Source organism: Novosphingobium lindaniclasticum LE124, assembly GCF_000445125.1.
Lineage (GTDB): Bacteria > Pseudomonadota > Alphaproteobacteria > Sphingomonadales > Sphingomonadaceae > Novosphingobium > Novosphingobium lindaniclasticum.
Map to the genome: position 1 here is coordinate 1 of NZ_ATHL01000129.1, position 17,095 is coordinate 17,095.

Below are 17,095 nucleotides of genomic sequence, written 5' to 3' on the forward strand. Positions count from 1 at the left end.
CGCATTGCCTCGCCTGAAATGCTCCCGGCAAACCTGCCGTTGCCTCATCTAAACTGCTCCCGGCATTGGCCGGGAGGGAACGATGCGGAAGGTGAGCATGGCGACGCGCAGGGAATTGATTGAAGCAGTCGGCGAGCGGTATCGCTCGGCCGATCGCGCGAGCAAGGGCAAGGTTCTCGACGAATTCGTCGCGATCACAGGTTTCCACCGGAAGCATGCAATGAGACTCTTGCGGGCGGAGCCGTTGATCAGGGAAACGACGCGACCCGAGCGGAGAATTTACAACGAGGCGGTGCGCGGAGCGTTGCTCGTGTTGTGGGAGGCCAGCGACCGCCTGTGCGGCAAGCGACTTCGGCCGCTTATCCCGATTCTGATCGAGGCGATGGAGGGCCATGGCCATCTTGATCTCGATCCGGCGATCAAAGGAAGCTTGTTGCAGATGAGCCCGGCCACGATTGACCGTGTTTTACAGACCGCGAAAGGGAACAGCCATAAGGTCCGGCGTCGCGGCGTGGCGGGATCTGAACTTAGGCGCAGTGTTCCGATCCGAACATTCAGCGATTGGGGAGATCCGGCGCCGGGACATATGGAGGCCGACCTTGTTTCGCATAGCGGTCCGGTGGCGAAAGGGAGTTGGACGTGGACGCTGACGTTGACGGATATCGCGACAGGCTGGACCGAATGCGCTCCGCTACTGGTTCGCGAGCAAACGCTATTGGTGGAGGTGCTCAAGGAACTGCGCAAGCTGATGCCGTTCCCGTTGCTGGGCTTCGATTCCGACAACGACAGCGTGTTTATCAATGAGACGGTGCGGGATTACTGCGCGGCGACGGAAATCGCCTTTACCCGCTGCCGACCCTATCGGAAGAACGATCAGGCCTGGGTCGAGCAAAAGAACGGTTCGGTTGTGCGTCGTCTGGTGGGCTATCGTCGGTTCGAAGGGCTGGAAGCAGCTGGGTTGCTGGCCGAGTTGTATGCGGCGGCGCGCCTGTTCGTGAACTTCTTCCAGCCTTCATTCAAATTGGCGGAGAAGCGCCGCGACGGCGCCAAAGTCCACAAGCGCTATCACGCTCCCGCGACGCCGTTCCAGCGTTTGATGGATGACCCGCGGACCAGCGAGCAGACACGCGAACGGCTACGGGACCTGGCCGCCAGACTGGATCCGGTTCGACTGCTGCGAGACATCCGCACCGCGCAGCAGAAACTGGTGGTCCTGGCCGACGCCGTCGTCTTGGCAGATCCGACCGAAACGTCACCCCCACCGCTGGGGGCGTTCCTCTCGAGCCTGAAAGTTTTATGGCAGAATGGTGAGTCGCGGCCTACGGCGGTTGATAAGACGCCGCGTAAGCGAGAGCGGCGCCGGCCGGATCCACTGCTTCAGGTTACCGACCAGTTGAAAGCCTGGTTCGAAGACGAGCCTTGGCGTACCGGGCGGGAGTTGCTGGAAAAATTGCAGGCCGAGCAGCCGGACATCTACCCGGACGGCCTCCTGCGGACTATCCAGCGCCGTCTGAAAGGCTGGCGCACCGAACACGCGCGAGCCCTGGTGTTCAGCCACTCTTCCGGGCTGGCCAGTGACGCGCCAGTCGACACGGAAACCATCCTTACAGCCATGTGACGGATTGCCGTTCCGCCTCGCCTACGGCTCAGCTGCACGGCAATCCGTCACATGCAATGGCAATGACGCACGAGGGTCTGTAAGGAACAATTACGTGAGGCAACGGTCGCGTTGTTCGGGAACATTTCTTCGCGAGGCAACACGAATCCTCATCCTGTTTGTCGCGCTACAGTCTCGACGATCCCCGGGAGGATGGCGTTCACACGTATGCCTTTCGCGCCATATTCCGCCGCCGCCGCCCGTGTGATGCCCAGGACACCATGCTTAGCGGCGATATATTCGCTGGCTCCGGTGATGGCCACCTGCCCCAGCGCGGAGGCCGTGTTCACGATCGCGCCGCCCACCCCCCGATCCAACATGGCCATAATCTCGTACTTCATGCACAGGAAGACACCCGTGAGATCGATGTTGATCACCTTCTCCCATTCTTCCGTCGCAAGTTCATGAAGCGATTTCCCATGCTGTAGGACACCTGCATTGTTGAAAGCGCCGTCCAGGCGGTGAAGGTCGGAAGTAATCTTGTTGATCAATCCCGAAATCTCCTCTTCATGGGACAGGTCGGCTCGAACGAAGGTTGCGGCGCCGCCGGCTTCTTTGATCATCTCGACGACCTGTCCACCTTCCTCTTCCAGGATATCACTGACGACGACGTTGGCGCCTGCCCTCGCGGTGCGGATCGCGCTTGCCTGTCCGATCCCGCGGGCCGCGCCGGTTACAAGCGCAACTTTTCCTGAAAGTTCGTCCGACATACTTGTCCCTTCAATCTGTCCACGCTTGGACCGAGTGGCCGATGTTCCGTGATGCCGTTGAAAAAGTCGTCTGTTGACGTGACCGGCGGCGGCGATGGCTTGCGGGCAAGTGGAGGCTGCGCGCCTTAGGTCGTGACAGCCTGCCTCGCGAGGCTGATCTTGGCGAGCTTGCGGAGGTTCTGAGCGGCAGCGGCGAGATGGAACTCGTCTCGGGCGCCGCTGGGGCCACGTAAACGCAGCCGATCTAGCCGCAGGATGCGTTTCAGGTGAGCAAACAGCATCTCGACCTTCTTGCGTTCGCGGCGCGATGTGATCCACTCGTCTTCCTGCGCCAGGGTCCGGGCAAAGTCTCGCGCACCCTCATGGATCGATCGGGTCACCTTGCGAGCCGGCAGGATGGGGGTGCATTGCGGCTTCAGAGCGCAGCTGCCGCAGTCATGCTGCCGGGCTCGATAGCGGATGAAGCCGTCCTTGTCGGCCTCTGGCCGAGGCGATGCGAAGTTGCGGTTACGTGGGCGCAGGCGCTTGCCCGCCGGACACACATAGCTGTCGTCCTCGTGATCGAAGGTGAAGTCGCTGCGTTCGAAAGAGCCGTCGCTCCGGGTGGACTTGTCGAACACAGGTACGTGTGGCTCGATGCCACGCTCATGCACGAGCCAGGCGAGCATGTCGGCAGAGCCGTAGCCGGTGTCGCCAATCAGCTTGCGCGGCCACAGGCCATGATGGCCGGCCGCCCGCTCGATCATCCGCTTGGCAGCAGTGACTTCCGCCTGGCGGATCGCCGTGCTCGCCTCGACATCCACGATCACGGCGTTTTCGACATCGATCAGGTAGTTGGTGGAGTAGCAGAAATCCGCGCGTCCGCCATGTGCTGCGGTATAGCGGGCCGCCGGATCGACAGGTGAGACGCGCTTGGGCTCGACCGGAGTTGCGCCACCAAACACCGCATCATCCAGAACAGCAAGGTACTCCTCGACGGCACGTGTTTGCAGATCGGCGGAAAGGCTCTGCGTTCCTTCGACGTAGGTCTGCCGATTGGCCTCGGCGCGGATCAGGCTGGCATCGACCGCGAAGCCGTCGCCCCCGACCAGTCCTTCGTCGATGCAGCGCCGCACCGTGGCTTCGAACAGCTGGCGGAACAGATCACTCTCGCGAAAGCGACCGTGCCGGTTCTTGGAAAATGTCGAGTGATCCGGCACGTCGCCCTCGAGGCCGAGGCGGCAGAACCAGCGATAAGCCAGGTTGAGGTGCACCTCCTCGCACAGGCGCCGCTCCGATCGGATGCCGAAACAGTACCCCACGATCAGCATGCGCAGCATGAGCTCGGGATCGATCGAAGGCCGACCGATTGCGCTGTAGAACCCTCGCAGGTGTTCGCGCATGCCGGACAGGTCCACGAACCCGTCGATCGCCCGAAGCAGATGATCGGCGGGCACGTGCCGATCCAGGCTGAACTCGTAAAACAAGGCCTCCTGCGCCACTCGGCGCTCGCCCATCATCGCTTGGTACCCGTCAGCATCGCAATATTGAATCAGACGCTCACGACGACTTCAAGGCCGACTTTTTCAACAACATCCCGTCTGACCAGCCGGCTACTCGCCTGTTTTGCAACAGTCACGAGATACGCAGCGCGCGCCGACGCGACGTTTGCACGAGCATCCAAATGCCACACCAAGCCAATTTCCTTAAGTTCACTGTGGATGTCGCTCTAACTATGCCGAGCTACGTTGATGATCTTGCCTTGCGTGAATTCCTTCATGCCATCGATGCCCAGTTCACGACCGATGCCAGATTGCTTCGCACCGCCAAGCGGAATGTCGAACGGCAATTCGACAGGCTTGTTCACCCAAATTGTGCCAGACTGGATACGCATCGCAATCTCAAGCCCGCGATCCGTGGCGGCCGTCCAGATCGTTCCGCCAAGACCGTATTCGCTGTCGTTGACCCGCTCGATCACCTCATCGACGCTGTCATAGGCGAGGACCGGAATGGCCGGCCCAAACTGTTCTTCGCGAACCAGGCGAGCGCTGTCGGGAAGGTCCCGCACCACTGTGGGCGCGATGAAGTAGCCGGGGCGATCCAGCGCATGACCGCCAGCGATTACCGTGCCCAGGGTTTTGGCTTCCTCGATGATGTCGAGGACCTTCTCATATTGCTGCTTGTTCTGTACCGGGCCGATTTGCGTTCCCTGTTTCAGCCCGTCATCGACGACGGCTTTTTGGGCAAGCGTTGCCAACTCATCGCAAAGCGCGTCATAGAGTGATCGCGGTGCATAGATCCGCTTGGTTGCGAGGCAAATTTGGCCGGCATTGACTGTAGCCGCCGTGAAGACCTTGCGCGCGACTTCCGCGACGTCGACGTCATCCAGAATGATGGCGGCATCGTTACCTCCGAGTTCCAGCGTCACCCGTTTGAGCGTATCAGCGGCGCTTTCCATTACCCGCTTGCCAGTGGAGGTCGAGCCGGTGAAACTGATCTTGGCGACGTCTGGATGCGTGGTGAGCTTGCTGCCGAGATCGTTCGCATCAATGATGACGTTAAACACGCCCGGCGGAAGGATGTCTGCGGCGACTTCCCCGAACAATGAGGTCGTAAGCGGCGTCGACGGGGCGGGCTTTGCGACCATCGTGTTCCCAACCACCAGCCCGAGCGCCACCTTCACTGCAAGCAAGTAGACAGGATAGTTCCACGGCGTGATAGCGGCAACCACTCCCAACGGAGTTCGCTGCTCCAATACCCGCCCTTCCTCGGTGTCCTTGATCGTTTGGAGGGGCAGATCCTGAGTCGCGAAATAGCGCAGCGTCGCGACCGCCATCGCAATCTCGCCTTTGGACTGATTGAGAGGTTTGCCTTGTTCGCCTGTAAGCAAAGAGCTGAATTCGTCGAGCCGAGCCTGCACCGCATCCGCGAGGCGATCCAAACAGTCGCCACGCGCCGCCTGCGTCAGCGAGGCCCAGCCGGGAAAGGCGCGTTTTGCTGCGGCTATAGCCTGCTCGAGCTGGACCTCGTCGGCGCACGCACAGGTTTCAAAAACGGTGCCGCTCGCGGGATTAATCACGTCCAGCCTGGATGCGCCTTCAACAAGCTTTCCATCGATCAGAAGTCGAAATGCCATGATTTTTGCCTCTCCTATGGACAATGTCGAGCTATTACAATGATTGCATACCGCACTGCGCGAAAAATACCGTTTTCCATCCAGTACAAAGCGAATTACCTATAGAGTGGTATTGCATGTTATTTAAACCCAAAGCAAAATTATAAAGATATTACTGGAGCCGAGCCATTTCATCCGCTCTTTTCGAGCCGCCCTTTATTCAACGTCGCCAGTCATGGCGACAGTCGTGGCTTCCGCGACTTTGGCGTTGTCGGTCTTCCCGGATCCCGAGCAAACTACTCCATGCCAAACGAGTACGGACGGCGGAATCGGTCTTCGCATCAGAAATGTATTTTTCTATCGTCAGAACCGCGAGGATCTGTTCGGCAAGCAGTTCCTGAAGTGTCGATGTAAATGCATTGATGCCTGGCGAGACCTGAGCTCGCCCAGTCGGCTGAACGACCGGGTGGCACTCTCCGCCGCGGATGCTCGCCAACCAGCCGATCGCATCCCACAGGATGCCCGCCAATTTTCGTGCCGAGAACTTAGTCAATCTGGGGCCGTCTTCTTTTCCGATAAGACCAACTCTGAACGAGATCATGACGATGCCCTCCTCGCAGCGTGCCCCATCCATCGGCATGTCGCTCCGATCGCTGACACATATACTTCTATATAGAAGCGATTTCAAGGCTGCGCAGCTTTTCCTGTTCGGCTTCTCTCCAGACGAGAATGGGGCTCGGCAATAATTCGATGCGGACATCACCCCGCCCTTGGTCCGTGAATTCGTCCAGGCGGGGACGATGTCGGTATTTCCCGACGCGTGCCTATTGAGGTGCAAGGACAGGGGTAAGTTGAGAGTTCCCTCCCTAAGGCGCGCGTTCGACGGTCCTACTATCTTGAGCCGATCCTCCTACTGAGGTTCACAAACGCGCCAGCATCGCTCTCATCGCAGAGAGAACGCCACCACCCTCATCCGATCAGGTCGCCACCGCGATCCCTGTTGCCTAAGACTTTCAGGCTAAATTTGCTGAATGCCACTTTGAACAGCGGGGCGTTCTTTCAATCAGGCCCGATAGCATTGAGGGTCATGCGCCGTAACGAATCAGAGGGTCCCGGCTTGGACGTCACTCGGCCAGACCAAATACTCCCTGTGCATCCTCCCGAACTGCACCTTTAGCTCCGCGCATTTCGACCATCGAACTCAGAACGGGCAAGCTCTATGACTGCGGAGTTCGCCTCGGCCCAGCAAGCAATCTCGTTCAGCGGAATGGCAAGGGAATGTCCGAGCGCCGTCAAGCTGTATTCCACCCGCACCGGCATAGTTCGGATGACCGTTCGGTCGAGCAGTCCATCGCGTTGCAGCGCCTGAAGCCTGAGGGTCAGCATGCGCTGTGAAATCCCTTGCACCTTCCGCTTCAGTTCGTTGAAACGATGAGGTCGCTTGGAGAGGGCGGCAACAATGAGAATAGTCCATTTACCTCCAATCTGATAAATCGCATTATTCGCTTGAGAATATAAATTATTCTGTGCCACTGGATGATTATTATTCATGCTTCATCCAATATGCGAGAAAGGTCCAAATGCAGGTCGTGAATACTTGGAATTTGTATTTACGCGAGCTTGACCAGCATCTTCCCGATAACCTTGCCATCGAAAAGCCGAACCAATGCGTCAGGAGCACGTTCGATGCCCTCTACTATGGTTTCGCGCCATGTGATCTTACCTTGGGATATCCAAGAAGCGAGATGGGACCGATTCCGCCATCTTGTCGAGCTGCGCCAACAGCGTGACGCCCTCCATCCGCATCTGCTTTCCGATCATCAGCACGAGATTTCGCGGGCCTGACGGAGCTTCCGAGCCATTATAGGCCGAAATCGCACCGCAAAGGATGATACGGGCAGACGGCCGCCCGGCATTGATGGCCGCCTCCAGATGCTCACCGCCCACATTGTCGAAATAAATGTCGATTCCCTCTGATGCGACGGCTGTCAGGGCAGCGGTGAGATCGCCTGCGGCTTTGTAGTCTATAACTTCATCGACGCCGATCTCGCGTAGCAAGGCGATCTTGTCGGGACCGCCCGCCGAGCCGATGACTTTCAATCCCATCGCCTTAGCCATCTGGCACACCATCAAGCCCACCGCACCGGCGGCACTCGATACGAAAATGACCTCGCCATCCTTCGGTCTTCCAACGTGGACTAGACCGACATAACCAACCAAACCCGTGGCGCCGGCCGCGCCCAGAAAGGATTGCGGTGGCAGACCGCCGGGATCGAGCTTCTGCAACGATGAGGCCGGCGCATTGAAGGCCTCGCGCCAGCCCAGCCACGACTGCACCAAATCTCCGATGGCAAAGGCCGGGTCTCGCGAAGCGATCACCTCCCCTACAGCCCCGCCATCCAGGACATCACCGAGAGCGAAGGCTGGCGGCGCGATGTTCTGGTCATCGTTGCGATTCATACGCAGACGGGTGACAGGGTCGACTGACATCCAAAGATTGCGCACCTGGACTTCGCCCTTGTCCGGCGCTGCCAACTCTCGTTCGACGATTTCGAAATCATCGACACCAAGTGATCCCGCAGGATGTTTCCTGAGGCAAATTTCGCGTGTCCTGGTCACCTGACAACTCCTCACATGAAGCCGCTGCGGTTCAGGAAGCCTTGCCTGGCTGGTCGGCCCGGGTCAGGCCCAAACCATCGAGATTCTGTGCGACGAAATCCCAGTCGATCGCATTGCGCAGGATCTTGTCGGCATAGTCTGGACGTGCGTTGCGATAGTCGATGTAATAGGCATGCTCCCAGACATCGAGGATGAGGAGCGGCACCGCGCCATGCGCGACGGGCGTATCGGCATCGTGATAGGAGGTCACCTCCAGCTTGCCGTCCTTGAGGTTGAGCGCCGCCCATCCGCTTGCGAAATGGCCCACCGCTTCGGCCTTCAGCTTCTCAATCAGTGCGTCCACCGATCCGAACGCCTCATTGATCAGCTCGAGCAATGCGCCGGTCGGCTCCTTCTTCTCCGGGCTGAGGCCGAGCCAGTAGAAACTGTGGTTCCAGATTTGGCCGACCTGGTTGAACAGCCCCTTGGGACCGTGAGCGGCGGTCAGCTCGATCAGTTCGACTAGCGACTTGCCCTGCAGGGCTGGATCGGCGGCGACCAGTTCATTGGCCTTCACGATATAGGCATTGTGATGCTTGCCGTGATGATAGTCGAAGGTCTCGGGCGAGATCAGGTCGCCAAAGTCGTTCTTGGAATATGGCAGTGCTGGAAGAGTAAAGGTCATGGGTCTGCTCCTCGATCTTATGGAGTTGTGGTCAGGAAATCGCGATAGTCATGAGCGCCACCAATAAAAGGAACGCGGAAACACCGATCATGCCCGGTTGGCGATGGGCAAGCGCGCTGCCGATGATCGCGGAGAGGATTGCAATGGCGAGCGCTGCGCCCATCGCCCGCGTTGCGGGTAGCGCCACGAGGCCTGCCGCGAGGATTTCGCCCCCGGCCACGAGGTAACGCAGCCGGGGGCCGTATCCGAGGCGCGCATAGCGCCTGCGGATGCGTACCGGCGCTGACAGATTTAGAACGCCGCCCGCCATAAGGAGGACGGCAAGGATCCAGGGTAACAGGTGAGAGACGCTCAAGCTTCATGCCCTGCCCATGGATTTGCGTTGCGATCATGCTCCGGCACAGTCTCGACCGTGCTTCCTTCTTCGCGCGCAAGCGCGTGCCAACCCGCCAGGGCGCTCAGGAAAATGAGCGCGGCGGGTGTGGCGGCATGGAGATACTCTCCAGCCAGGATCAGCGTCGCCAGGGCTGCTGTCATGACCGCCGTGCCAAGGGCGGCGCCGATGAGGCGGGTACGCGCAAGGATCAGTAGAATGGCGCTGGCTCCCTCCATCGCCGCCGTGACATAGGGAAACCAGCGCGGATAGCCCCATGCGACATACTGCGCCATGGTCGCATCTGAAGCGGTGCCGTTGACGAGGCCGCCGATCAGGAAAAAGGCGGCCAGGCCCAACGACAGAGCCGCGTCAGCGATCCGCCGCATTGGCCGCTACCTCTTGTGCCGACGATGCCAGCGCAGGACTGGCCGCCCGCCTTGCTTGCGCCTGCCCGTCCGCACCGCTCTGCCATCCCCCGCCAAGCGCCTTGAACAGATCGACCCGCCCCGAGGAGAGTCGCTGGATCGAGCTCGCATAGCTGCTGCGCGCATCGAGCATCTCGCCTTGCGCCACCAGCACATCGAGGTAGCCGATCGAGCCGGCGCGGTAGCGCAGATCAGCAAACTTGTAGGCTTTCTCCGCACGATCCTGCGCTTCGCCTAGGGCGTCGAGCCGGCGTTGCTCGGTGGCGACGATCGTCAGCGCCTGCTCGACCTCCTTGAGCGCGGTGATGAGGCGGCCATCGAATGCCGCAAGTGACGCCTCGCCCTGTGCCTTCGCCTGCCGGATGCGCGCCCGCGCTACCGCGACATTGGGGAAACTCCATGAGATGAGCGGCCCCAGCGAGAAGGTGAAGCTGTTGTCTCCCCGAACGGAATCGTTGCGGAAGAAGTTGCCCGAGCCGCCCAGGCTGATCTTGGGATAAAGATCCGCGGTCGCCACGCCGATCCGCGCCGTGTCGGCAGCAAGCTGACGCTCGGCTTGCCTGAGGTCCGGCCGGCGCCGCAGCAAGGCCGTGCCGTCGCCGACGGGGATCGAGGCGGTGGGCTCGGGCGGCGCCGTGCATCTGTGCGCGGTCTCCGGCACCTGATCGGGTGTGGTGCCGAGCAGCGCCGCCAATTCGAACAGCGCGATCTGCTGCTGTCCTTCGAGCGCGGGGATGGCGGCACGTGCAGTTGCGGTCGCGGCGCCGGCGCGCTCGACATCGAGCTTGCCGACCGATCCCGCCTTCTCCTGCTCGGAGACAAGCCTGAGGCTTTCGCCGCTGGCCTTGTAGGACTGGCGGGCGACATCCAGCGCGTAAGCCCACGAGCAGGCGTTGAGATAGGCGCGCGTGGTTTCGGCCGCGACTGTGACCCTCACCGCATCACGAGCCGCCTCGACCGCCGCCGCGTCAGCCCGCGCCGCCTGGACCGCGCGGGAAACACGGCCGAAAAGATCGACCTCCCAGGACAGCGACATGCCCGCGAACTGCGACCATTGGGCGTCGCCCAGATTGCCGGGAAAGCCGGATTGGCCGCCGCCCTGGATGCCGTCACCATAGGTGACGCCGCCATTGGCGGTGGTGGACGGCAGTCTTCCCGCCCGCGCCTCGGTCAGCACCGCCCGGGCTTTTGCAAGGTTGGCGGATGCTACGCGCAGATCGCTGTTAGCGGCAAAAGCGCGGGTTACCAGGTTGTCGAGAGCGGGATCGTTGTAGAGCTTCCACCAGTCGTCGGGCAGAGCCGATGCCGGGTCGATCGCCGGCGCGGTGGTGACGAAGGCTCCGGCCGCTGTCGCCGGCGGCGCAGGCGGCCGGTAGTTGGGCCCGACCGCGCAGGAGGAGAGCGTCAGGCCGGCAAGCGGTGCCAGGACACAGGAGTATTTACGCATGGGCCAGCCCTCCTTCGAGCGGCGTGTCGGTGGGGGCATCACTCGGCTCACTTTCCGGCTTCGCTTTGGGCCGGTGGTCGGCTGCGAGCAGCGTGTAGACGGTCGGCAGCACGAAGAGGGTGAACAGCGTGCCAATGAGCATGCCCATGACCACGACGATGCCGATGGCAAAGCGGCTGTTCGCCCCTGCGCCACCCGCGAATAACAGCGGCACGAGACCTGCGACCATCGCGGCGGTCGTCATGAGGACTGGCCGCATGCGGACGGCGGCGGCATGACGGATTGCCTCCATCTTGCCCCACCCTTCGCTATGCTGCATCTCATTGGCGAAGGAGACCATCAGGATGCCGTGCTTGGAGATGAGGCCTATCAGCGTCACCAGGCCGATCTGCGTGTAGATATTGAGCGTGGTGAAGCCGAGGTAGAGCGGCACCAGTGCGCCGCACACTGCGAGCGGCACGGTGACCAGAATGACCAGGGGATCGCGGAAGCTCTCGAACTGGGCGGCAAGCACCAGGAAGATCACGATCAGAGCGAAACCGAAGGAAACGGTGAGCTGATTGCCTTCATGCACATATTGCCGGCTGTTCGAGAGCCAGTCGACGGTCATGCCCGGCGGCAGCGGCTGGCTCTTCAGGAAGTCGACCGCCTGACCCATCGTCACGCCGGGAAGCAGGACGGCCGAGAGGGTGGCCGAGTTCATCTGGTTGAACTGGGGCAGACGGTTGGGCTGCGGCCGTACCTCCACATGCGCTATGGTGGAGAGCGGCACCAGCCTGCCTGATGCTGCCTTCACATAGAAATGGCCGAGATTGTCCGGCGTCAGCCGCTTGCCCTGGGGCACCTGCGCGATAACGTCATAAGAGCGATCGTGCCAGTTGAAGCGATTGACATAATTCTCGCCCACCATCACCGCGAGCGTGTCCGCGATCGCGGACATGCTCACGCCCATCTCGCCCGCCTTGCCCTGGTCGATGCTGATGTGCGCCTCGGGGCTGTCGAAGGCGAGGTCGGTGTCGACGAAGGCGAACAGGCCGCTGCCCCAGGCTGCGCCCTTGAGCGCCTCGAGCGTCTTGTAGATCTCGGGGAAATCGTCGGCTGAGCGGATCACCATCTGCACGGGCAGGCCGCCACTGCCCGCAGGCAGCGGGCTGTCCTGGAAAGCGGTCGCGAACACGCCCGTTACGGCGCCTGTTCGACCGGCGAGCTCCGCCTGGATTTGATCGCCGTTGCGCGAGCGATCAGCCCAGTCCTTCATGACGATGCCGCCAAAGCCGCCATTGGCATTCTGGTCGCCGCCGATGCCGAAGAAGCTGTCCTTATATTCGGGAAGCGCGTGGAAGAGGCGCTCGACCTCGGCGCTGAACCGCGCCGTATAGTCGACATTGGCATATTGCGGTGCCTTGGTCTGCACGAAGACATAGCCCATGTCCTCCTGCGGCGCCAACTCGCGCTGTGCACCCGTGAACAGTACCACGATGGCAGCCATGATCGTGACGCCCACGATCAGCACGGCCGCCCGCGCGGCAAGCGTCTTGTCGAGCAGCCGCACATAGCCGCCCGTAACCTTGTGCATGCTGCGTTCGATAGTCTGGGCCAGACGCCCTTCCCCCATCTTCGAATGAAGCAGCGCGCCGCTCATCATCGGAGACAGGGTAAGCGCGATGATCCCGGAGACGATCACAGAGCCGGCCAGGGTGAAGGCAAACTCGCGGAATAGCGCGCCGGTAAGCCCGCCCATGAGACCGATCGGGGCATAGACGGCGGCTAGCGTGATGGTCATTGCGATGACGGGGCCGATGATCTCGCGGGCGCCGACCAAGGCAGCGTCAAAGGGTTTGAGGCCGTCCTCGATATGTCGATGGATGTTCTCGACCACGACAATGGCGTCGTCGACGACGAGGCCGATCGCCAGCACCATGGCGAGCAGCGTCAGGAGGTTGAAGGAAAAACCGAAGGCCAGCATCAGCGCCGCCGTGCCCAGCAGCGAGAGCGGGATGGTGACGACAGGGATGATGACAGCGCGGAACGTGCCAAGGAACAGGAAGATGACGACGATCACGATGACGATCGCCTCGATCAGCGTATGCTCGACTTCCTCGATCGAAGCGTCGACGAACTGGGCCCGGTCGAACACGTTCGTCACCTTGAGGCCGGGCGGCGCGACACGCTGGATGTCGGGGATCAGTGCCTTTACGGCCTTCACGATCTCAAGAGGATTACCATCAGGCGTTGGTGAAATGGCGATGGTCACGCTCGGCTTGCCGCCGGTGAGGAAGCTGCCGTCGTAATTCTGCCCGCCCAGTTCGACGGTCGCGACGTCGCGGACACGAACGACACTCTCCTGCCCCGTCTTGATGACCATCTGGCGGAAGGATTCGACGTCGCGCAGGTCGGTGCCCGCGGTGATGTTGATCGCGGTGCTCTCCCCCTTGAGCTGGCCGGGAGCTGCCTGCACGTTGTTGGTTCGCAGGGCAGACGCGAGGTCGCTGGCGGTAAGGCCGCGCGCCGCGAGCTTCACCGGATCGACCCAGATTCGCATGGCCAGCGGCGCCCCGCCGGTGACGGGCGCGGAAGCAACGCCGGGAACCGAGGTAATCAGCGGCTGGGCGACGCGCGTCGCGAAATCCGCCATCTGCGGCGCGGACAATGTATCGCTTGTGAAGGCGATATACTGGATGGCCGAGGCGCCATCGGTGATTTTGGCGATCACGGGATCCGTGACGCCCGCCGGAAGCCGGTACTTGACCTGCTGCACCTTGGCGAGGATCTCGGTCATGGAGCGATCGGCATTGGCGTTGAGGACCAGCTTCGCCTTGATCTGGCTCTTGCCTTGAAGCGAAGTGGAGGTCAAATACTCGATGCCGTTAGCGGTCGCGATCGCCTGGGCTATTGGTGTGGTGACAAAGCCCTGCATCACGTCCTGCGAGGCGCCCGGAAGCGACGTGTCGATCGTGATGGTCGCGCTTTCCATGCCCGGATACTGCCGGATCGGAAGCGCGAACATGGCGCTGAGGCCCACAAGGAGGATGAGCAGGCTGACGACGATCGCCAGGATCGGGCGGCGAATGAATATGTCGGTGAAGGCCATTTCAGCGTCCTCCGGTCTGAATGATCTTCGCGACCTTGAGCTCGGCCCCTGGCTGAACGCGAAGCTGGCCTTCCGAGACCACGACGTCGCCGCTCTTGAGCCCCTTCTCGATCACGACGTCGTTGCCGACGCGCCGTCCCGTCCGGACGGGCACGACCTCAGCCTTGCCGCCCTTGCTTGCGTCCGTGCCGCGGATGACGATGACGCTGTCACCCTGCGCGGAGGTCTGGATGGCTGTGGCGGGGACGACGATCGCGCCCGTCTGGGGCGACAGGGTGAGCGAGGCTGTCACGTACATGCCGGGCCGGAGCGTGCCGCCCGGATTAGGCAAGAGCGCCTGGACACTGACGTTGCGGGTGTCTTCGCCGATCTTGGGCTCGACCGCGTTGACGCGCGCGTTGAACGTCCGGCCGGGATAGGCATCGCTGGTCACGATCACGGATGAGCCGGGCTTGAGGCGCGCCAATTCCTGCTGCGGCAGTGCGAACTCGACATAGAGCTGGTCAAGTGCGGTCAGCGTCGCCACTGGATCGCCCGGGTTGAGATATTGGCCAAGGTTGACACGGCGGATGCCGATCTCGCCCGAAAAGGGCGCGCGCACCTGCTTCTGGATGATACGTGCATCGATCTGGCGCACGGCCGCGACCGCCTGGTCGCGCTCGGCGCGGCGCTGTTGCAGCAGTTCACGCGGCTCGGCGCCGGTGGGGGCAAGCTGCTCCGAGCGGGCCAGCTGGACGCTGGCGAACGCCGCCCTTGCCTGGGCGGCTTGCCGGTCGGCACGCTCGGGCCCGTCGAAAAGTTGCACCAGCAGCGATCCCGCACGGACCTGAGCCCCTGCCGTGATGTTGAGGGCCGCGACGCGGCCTGCAACCTCAGGCGAGAGCGTCACTTCGCGCACCGCCGTCAGCGTTCCCACCGCCTCCAGGCCTGCAGGAACGTCGCGGGGCGCAGCGACAACCGCCGCCACCGGAACCGCCTGCGGCTGCCACCCCTGCCCCTGCCCGGCCTTGATCGAACGCCACAGGAAGAGACCGCCGAGAAGAACGGCAAGGGCGACGAGCGTGATGATAATGGTGCGGATCTGGGGCCGCTTCGAGCGGTCCTGTTCGGGAATGTCGTGGAGCGAATCTGTCATGCCGTCACCTCGGGGCTGGAGGGATATGCGGCGCACGCGGCCAGGACCCATGATCCCGAATGCGGCTTGAATGCGGGAAGAATGGGCTTCATCGTCGCGTCTTTCTGTTCTGCTGGTTATCCCGCGCCGCTCTTGTGAAGACGTGCGAGGGGCGTTATTAAACAAGCTATGGCTTTGAAAACTGAATCACCTAATATGTCAAGCTATAGCTTGGAAAATTATGCCTGGCAGGTGAAGACGCCAGCCGATCGCATCCTGATGGCGTTGAAGATGCACGGCGCGCTCTCATCTGCCGCGTTGGGCAGGCAGCTCGGCATCACTGGAGAGGCCGCGCGTCAGCAGCTTCTGCGTCTCGCAGAGCAGGATCTCGTAACCTCGATCAGCGAGGCCCGGGGCGTTGGCCGCCCATCGCTACTATGGAACCTGACGCCTGCGGCACAGTCCCGTTTCCCCGATACCCATGCGAGCCTGACCACCCAGCTTCTCGAAATCATCCGGTCTCACATGGGCGATAGCGCGCTGGAGACGATCATCAATGTACGCGAGGCAGAGACCCGCGCGCGGTACCAGGACGAACTGTCGGGAAAGGACAGCCTTGCCGAGCGTGTAGCAGCGCTTGCCGCGCTACGTTCCGAAGAAGGTTACATGGCCCAGTGGCGGGAAGAACCGGACGGGTCGCTTCTTCTCATCGAGAACCACTGTCCCATCTGCGCGGCGGCCATCGCATGCGCCGGCTTCTGTCGCGCCGAACTCGAAGTCTTCCGGTCCGCGCTCGGTCCCGGCGTCTCCATCACGCGGGCTGAGCATATCATCGAGGGCGGGCGGCGATGCACCTATGTGATCCGGAAGGAGGGCTACACTTGAGGGGAGCGGCGCCTGTCCTTCGCTGCCTTTGCCCCGCGAAATTCCTGGTGAAGCAAGGAACCTCCGGGCAGAAGTATGCAATTCTGCCCAGAAGGCTTCTTTTCCGTCCTGCGTTTCTGACCGCGTGGTTCGCGCGCGAGCATAGCATTGCGCAAAACTTCGCAACGCCTCAAGGTGTTGATTGCCACTGAGATGTGACCCGGGGTTTCCATTGAGAAGTGACCCGGGTGGGTACGGGTTATGTGCTGCCGATGACCGGCAGGTTCAAGATGCTGGCTTCTCCTTTCTGGTTTTGGGCGCAGCGGTGCTGGCGCGGAAGCGGAAGCTATCGTTTCCGGTCTCCAGGATGTGGCAGTGGTGGGTAAGCCGATCGAGCAGCGCGGTTGTCATCTTGGCATCGCCGAACACGCCGGACCATTCGCTGAAGCTCAGGTTGGTGGTGATGACGACGCTGGTGCGCTCGTACAGCTTGCTGAGCAGATGGAAGAGCATGGCTCCGCCCGATGGGCTGAAGGGCAGATAACCCAGCTCGTCGAGGATGAGCAGGTCGAGACGTAGCAGGCGTTCTGCCAACTGGCCGGATCGGTTCATGGTCTTTTCCTGCTCAAGCGCATTGACCAGATCGACCGTGGAGAAGAAGCGAACCTTCTTGCGGTGATGCTCGACGGCCTGGACGCCCAGTGCCGTTGCGATATGACTCTTGCCGGTTCCAGGCCCGCCAATCAGCACGACATTGTCGGCGTTTTCCATGAAGTCGCCTTGGTGAAGCTGGCGGACGAGGGCTTCGTTGATCTCGCTGGCGGCAAAGTCGAAGCCAGCCAGATCCTTGTAGGCCGGGAAGCGGGCCGCCTTGATCTGATAGGCGATGGACCTGACCTCGCGTTCGGCCATCTCTGCCTTCAGGAGTCCAGCGAGCATCGGCACGGCAGCATCGAAGGCAGGCGCGCCCTGCTCGATCAGTTCGTCGGCGGCCTGAGCCATGCCGAACATCTTGAGGCTGCGCAGCATGACGA

15 protein-coding genes are annotated in these 17,095 nt (G+C 61.6%); 2 read left to right on the top strand and 13 right to left on the bottom strand.

Features of this window, described 5'->3' with window-relative positions; genetic code table 11:
- The first annotated feature begins 82 nt into the window (after positions 1 to 82).
- On the top strand, positions 83 to 1,618 hold the full coding sequence (locus L284_RS43075) for an ISNCY family transposase (protein WP_021234660.1): 1,536 nt from the start codon (positions 83 to 85) through the stop codon (positions 1,616 to 1,618).
- A 149-nt stretch (positions 1,619 to 1,767) separates the two neighbouring features.
- Here L284_RS43075 and L284_RS43080 read toward each other — a convergent pair whose 3' ends face one another.
- The 12 genes from L284_RS43080 to L284_RS43115 form a co-directional block, all read right to left on the bottom strand.
- Positions 1,768 to 2,367: an SDR family NAD(P)-dependent oxidoreductase gene (locus tag L284_RS43080; protein WP_021235641.1), complete on the bottom strand. Its 600-nt coding sequence runs from the start codon at positions 2,365 to 2,367 to the stop codon at positions 1,768 to 1,770.
- A gap of 125 nt (positions 2,368 to 2,492) precedes the next feature.
- Positions 2,493 to 3,866, bottom strand: a complete 1,374-nt coding sequence (locus tag L284_RS43085; protein WP_021235642.1) for an IS1182 family transposase — start codon at positions 3,864 to 3,866, stop codon at positions 2,493 to 2,495.
- Positions 3,867 to 4,075: 209 nt separating this feature from the next.
- Complete coding sequence (locus tag L284_RS43090) at positions 4,076 to 5,482, bottom strand: aldehyde dehydrogenase family protein (protein ID WP_021235643.1); 1,407 nt, start codon at positions 5,480 to 5,482, stop codon at positions 4,076 to 4,078.
- 199 nt (positions 5,483 to 5,681) lie between these two features.
- Entirely contained in the window at positions 5,682 to 6,095 is a 414-nt protein-coding gene (locus tag L284_RS48095; RefSeq protein ID WP_152524755.1) for a hypothetical protein, read from the bottom strand.
- 539 nt (positions 6,096 to 6,634) lie between these two features.
- Positions 6,635 to 7,012 carry a winged helix-turn-helix transcriptional regulator gene (locus tag L284_RS0124820; protein WP_031342973.1) on the bottom strand — a complete coding sequence of 126 codons (378 nt, stop codon included), beginning with the start codon at positions 7,010 to 7,012 and terminating at the stop codon, positions 6,635 to 6,637.
- A gap of 168 nt (positions 7,013 to 7,180) precedes the next feature.
- Complete coding sequence (locus L284_RS43095) at positions 7,181 to 8,080, bottom strand: NADP-dependent oxidoreductase (protein WP_235054559.1); 900 nt, start codon at positions 8,078 to 8,080, stop codon at positions 7,181 to 7,183.
- 31 nt (positions 8,081 to 8,111) lie between these two features.
- Entirely contained in the window at positions 8,112 to 8,744 is a 633-nt protein-coding gene (locus tag L284_RS43100; protein ID WP_021235645.1) for a superoxide dismutase, read from the bottom strand.
- Positions 8,745 to 8,775: 31 nt separating this feature from the next.
- On the bottom strand, positions 8,776 to 9,099 hold the full coding sequence (locus L284_RS0124830; RefSeq protein WP_021235646.1) for a DoxX family protein: 324 nt from the start codon (positions 9,097 to 9,099) through the stop codon (positions 8,776 to 8,778).
- Positions 9,096 to 9,506: a DoxX family protein gene (locus tag L284_RS0124835; protein ID WP_021235647.1), complete on the bottom strand. Its 411-nt coding sequence runs from the start codon at positions 9,504 to 9,506 to the stop codon at positions 9,096 to 9,098. Before L284_RS0124835 ends, L284_RS0124830 begins: the two co-directional genes overlap by 4 nt.
- Positions 9,490 to 10,992, bottom strand: a complete 1,503-nt coding sequence (locus L284_RS43105) for an efflux transporter outer membrane subunit (protein ID WP_021235648.1) — start codon at positions 10,990 to 10,992, stop codon at positions 9,490 to 9,492. Before L284_RS43105 ends, L284_RS0124835 begins: the two co-directional genes overlap by 17 nt.
- Positions 10,985 to 14,083 carry an efflux RND transporter permease subunit gene (locus L284_RS43110; RefSeq protein ID WP_021235649.1) on the bottom strand — a complete coding sequence of 1,033 codons (3,099 nt, stop codon included), beginning with the start codon at positions 14,081 to 14,083 and terminating at the stop codon, positions 10,985 to 10,987. The genes L284_RS43105 and L284_RS43110 overlap by 8 nt, the downstream gene beginning before the upstream one ends.
- 1 nt (position 14,084) lies before the next feature.
- Positions 14,085 to 15,218, bottom strand: a complete 1,134-nt coding sequence (locus L284_RS43115) for an efflux RND transporter periplasmic adaptor subunit (protein WP_021235650.1) — start codon at positions 15,216 to 15,218, stop codon at positions 14,085 to 14,087.
- Between the two features lie 231 nt (positions 15,219 to 15,449).
- Here L284_RS43115 and L284_RS43120 point away from each other — a divergent pair, with 231 nt between their 5' ends.
- Positions 15,450 to 16,082, top strand: a complete 633-nt coding sequence (locus tag L284_RS43120; protein ID WP_200861679.1) for a helix-turn-helix transcriptional regulator — start codon at positions 15,450 to 15,452, stop codon at positions 16,080 to 16,082.
- 264 nt (positions 16,083 to 16,346) lie between these two features.
- On the opposite strand, the gene istB is transcribed toward L284_RS43120, so the two are convergent.
- Positions 16,347 to 17,095: IS21-like element helper ATPase IstB (gene istB / locus L284_RS43125; protein ID WP_021235652.1), on the bottom strand; the 749-nt coding region annotated here is incomplete at its 5' end.

Bases quoted from the DNA above. Each gene is read 5' to 3' on its own strand.
- L284_RS43075 (WP_021234660.1), top strand. From the start codon at position 83: ATGCGGAAGGTGAGCATGGCGACGCGCAGGGAATTGATTGAAGCAGTC.
- L284_RS43080 (WP_021235641.1), bottom strand. From the start codon at position 2,367: ATGTCGGACGAACTTTCAGGAAAAGTTGCGCTTGTAACCGGCGCGGCC.
- L284_RS43085 (WP_021235642.1), bottom strand. From the start codon at position 3,866: ATGATGGGCGAGCGCCGAGTGGCGCAGGAGGCCTTGTTTTACGAGTTC.
- L284_RS43090 (WP_021235643.1), bottom strand. From the start codon at position 5,482: ATGGCATTTCGACTTCTGATCGATGGAAAGCTTGTTGAAGGCGCATCC.
- L284_RS48095 (WP_152524755.1), bottom strand. From the start codon at position 6,095: ATGGATGGGGCACGCTGCGAGGAGGGCATCGTCATGATCTCGTTCAGA.
- L284_RS0124820 (WP_031342973.1), bottom strand. From the start codon at position 7,012: ATGAATAATAATCATCCAGTGGCACAGAATAATTTATATTCTCAAGCG.
- L284_RS43100 (WP_021235645.1), bottom strand. From the start codon at position 8,744: ATGACCTTTACTCTTCCAGCACTGCCATATTCCAAGAACGACTTTGGC.
- L284_RS0124835 (WP_021235647.1), bottom strand. From the start codon at position 9,506: ATGCGGCGGATCGCTGACGCGGCTCTGTCGTTGGGCCTGGCCGCCTTT.
- L284_RS43105 (WP_021235648.1), bottom strand. From the start codon at position 10,992: ATGCGTAAATACTCCTGTGTCCTGGCACCGCTTGCCGGCCTGACGCTC.
- L284_RS43110 (WP_021235649.1), bottom strand. From the start codon at position 14,083: ATGGCCTTCACCGACATATTCATTCGCCGCCCGATCCTGGCGATCGTC.
- L284_RS43115 (WP_021235650.1), bottom strand. From the start codon at position 15,218: ATGACAGATTCGCTCCACGACATTCCCGAACAGGACCGCTCGAAGCGG.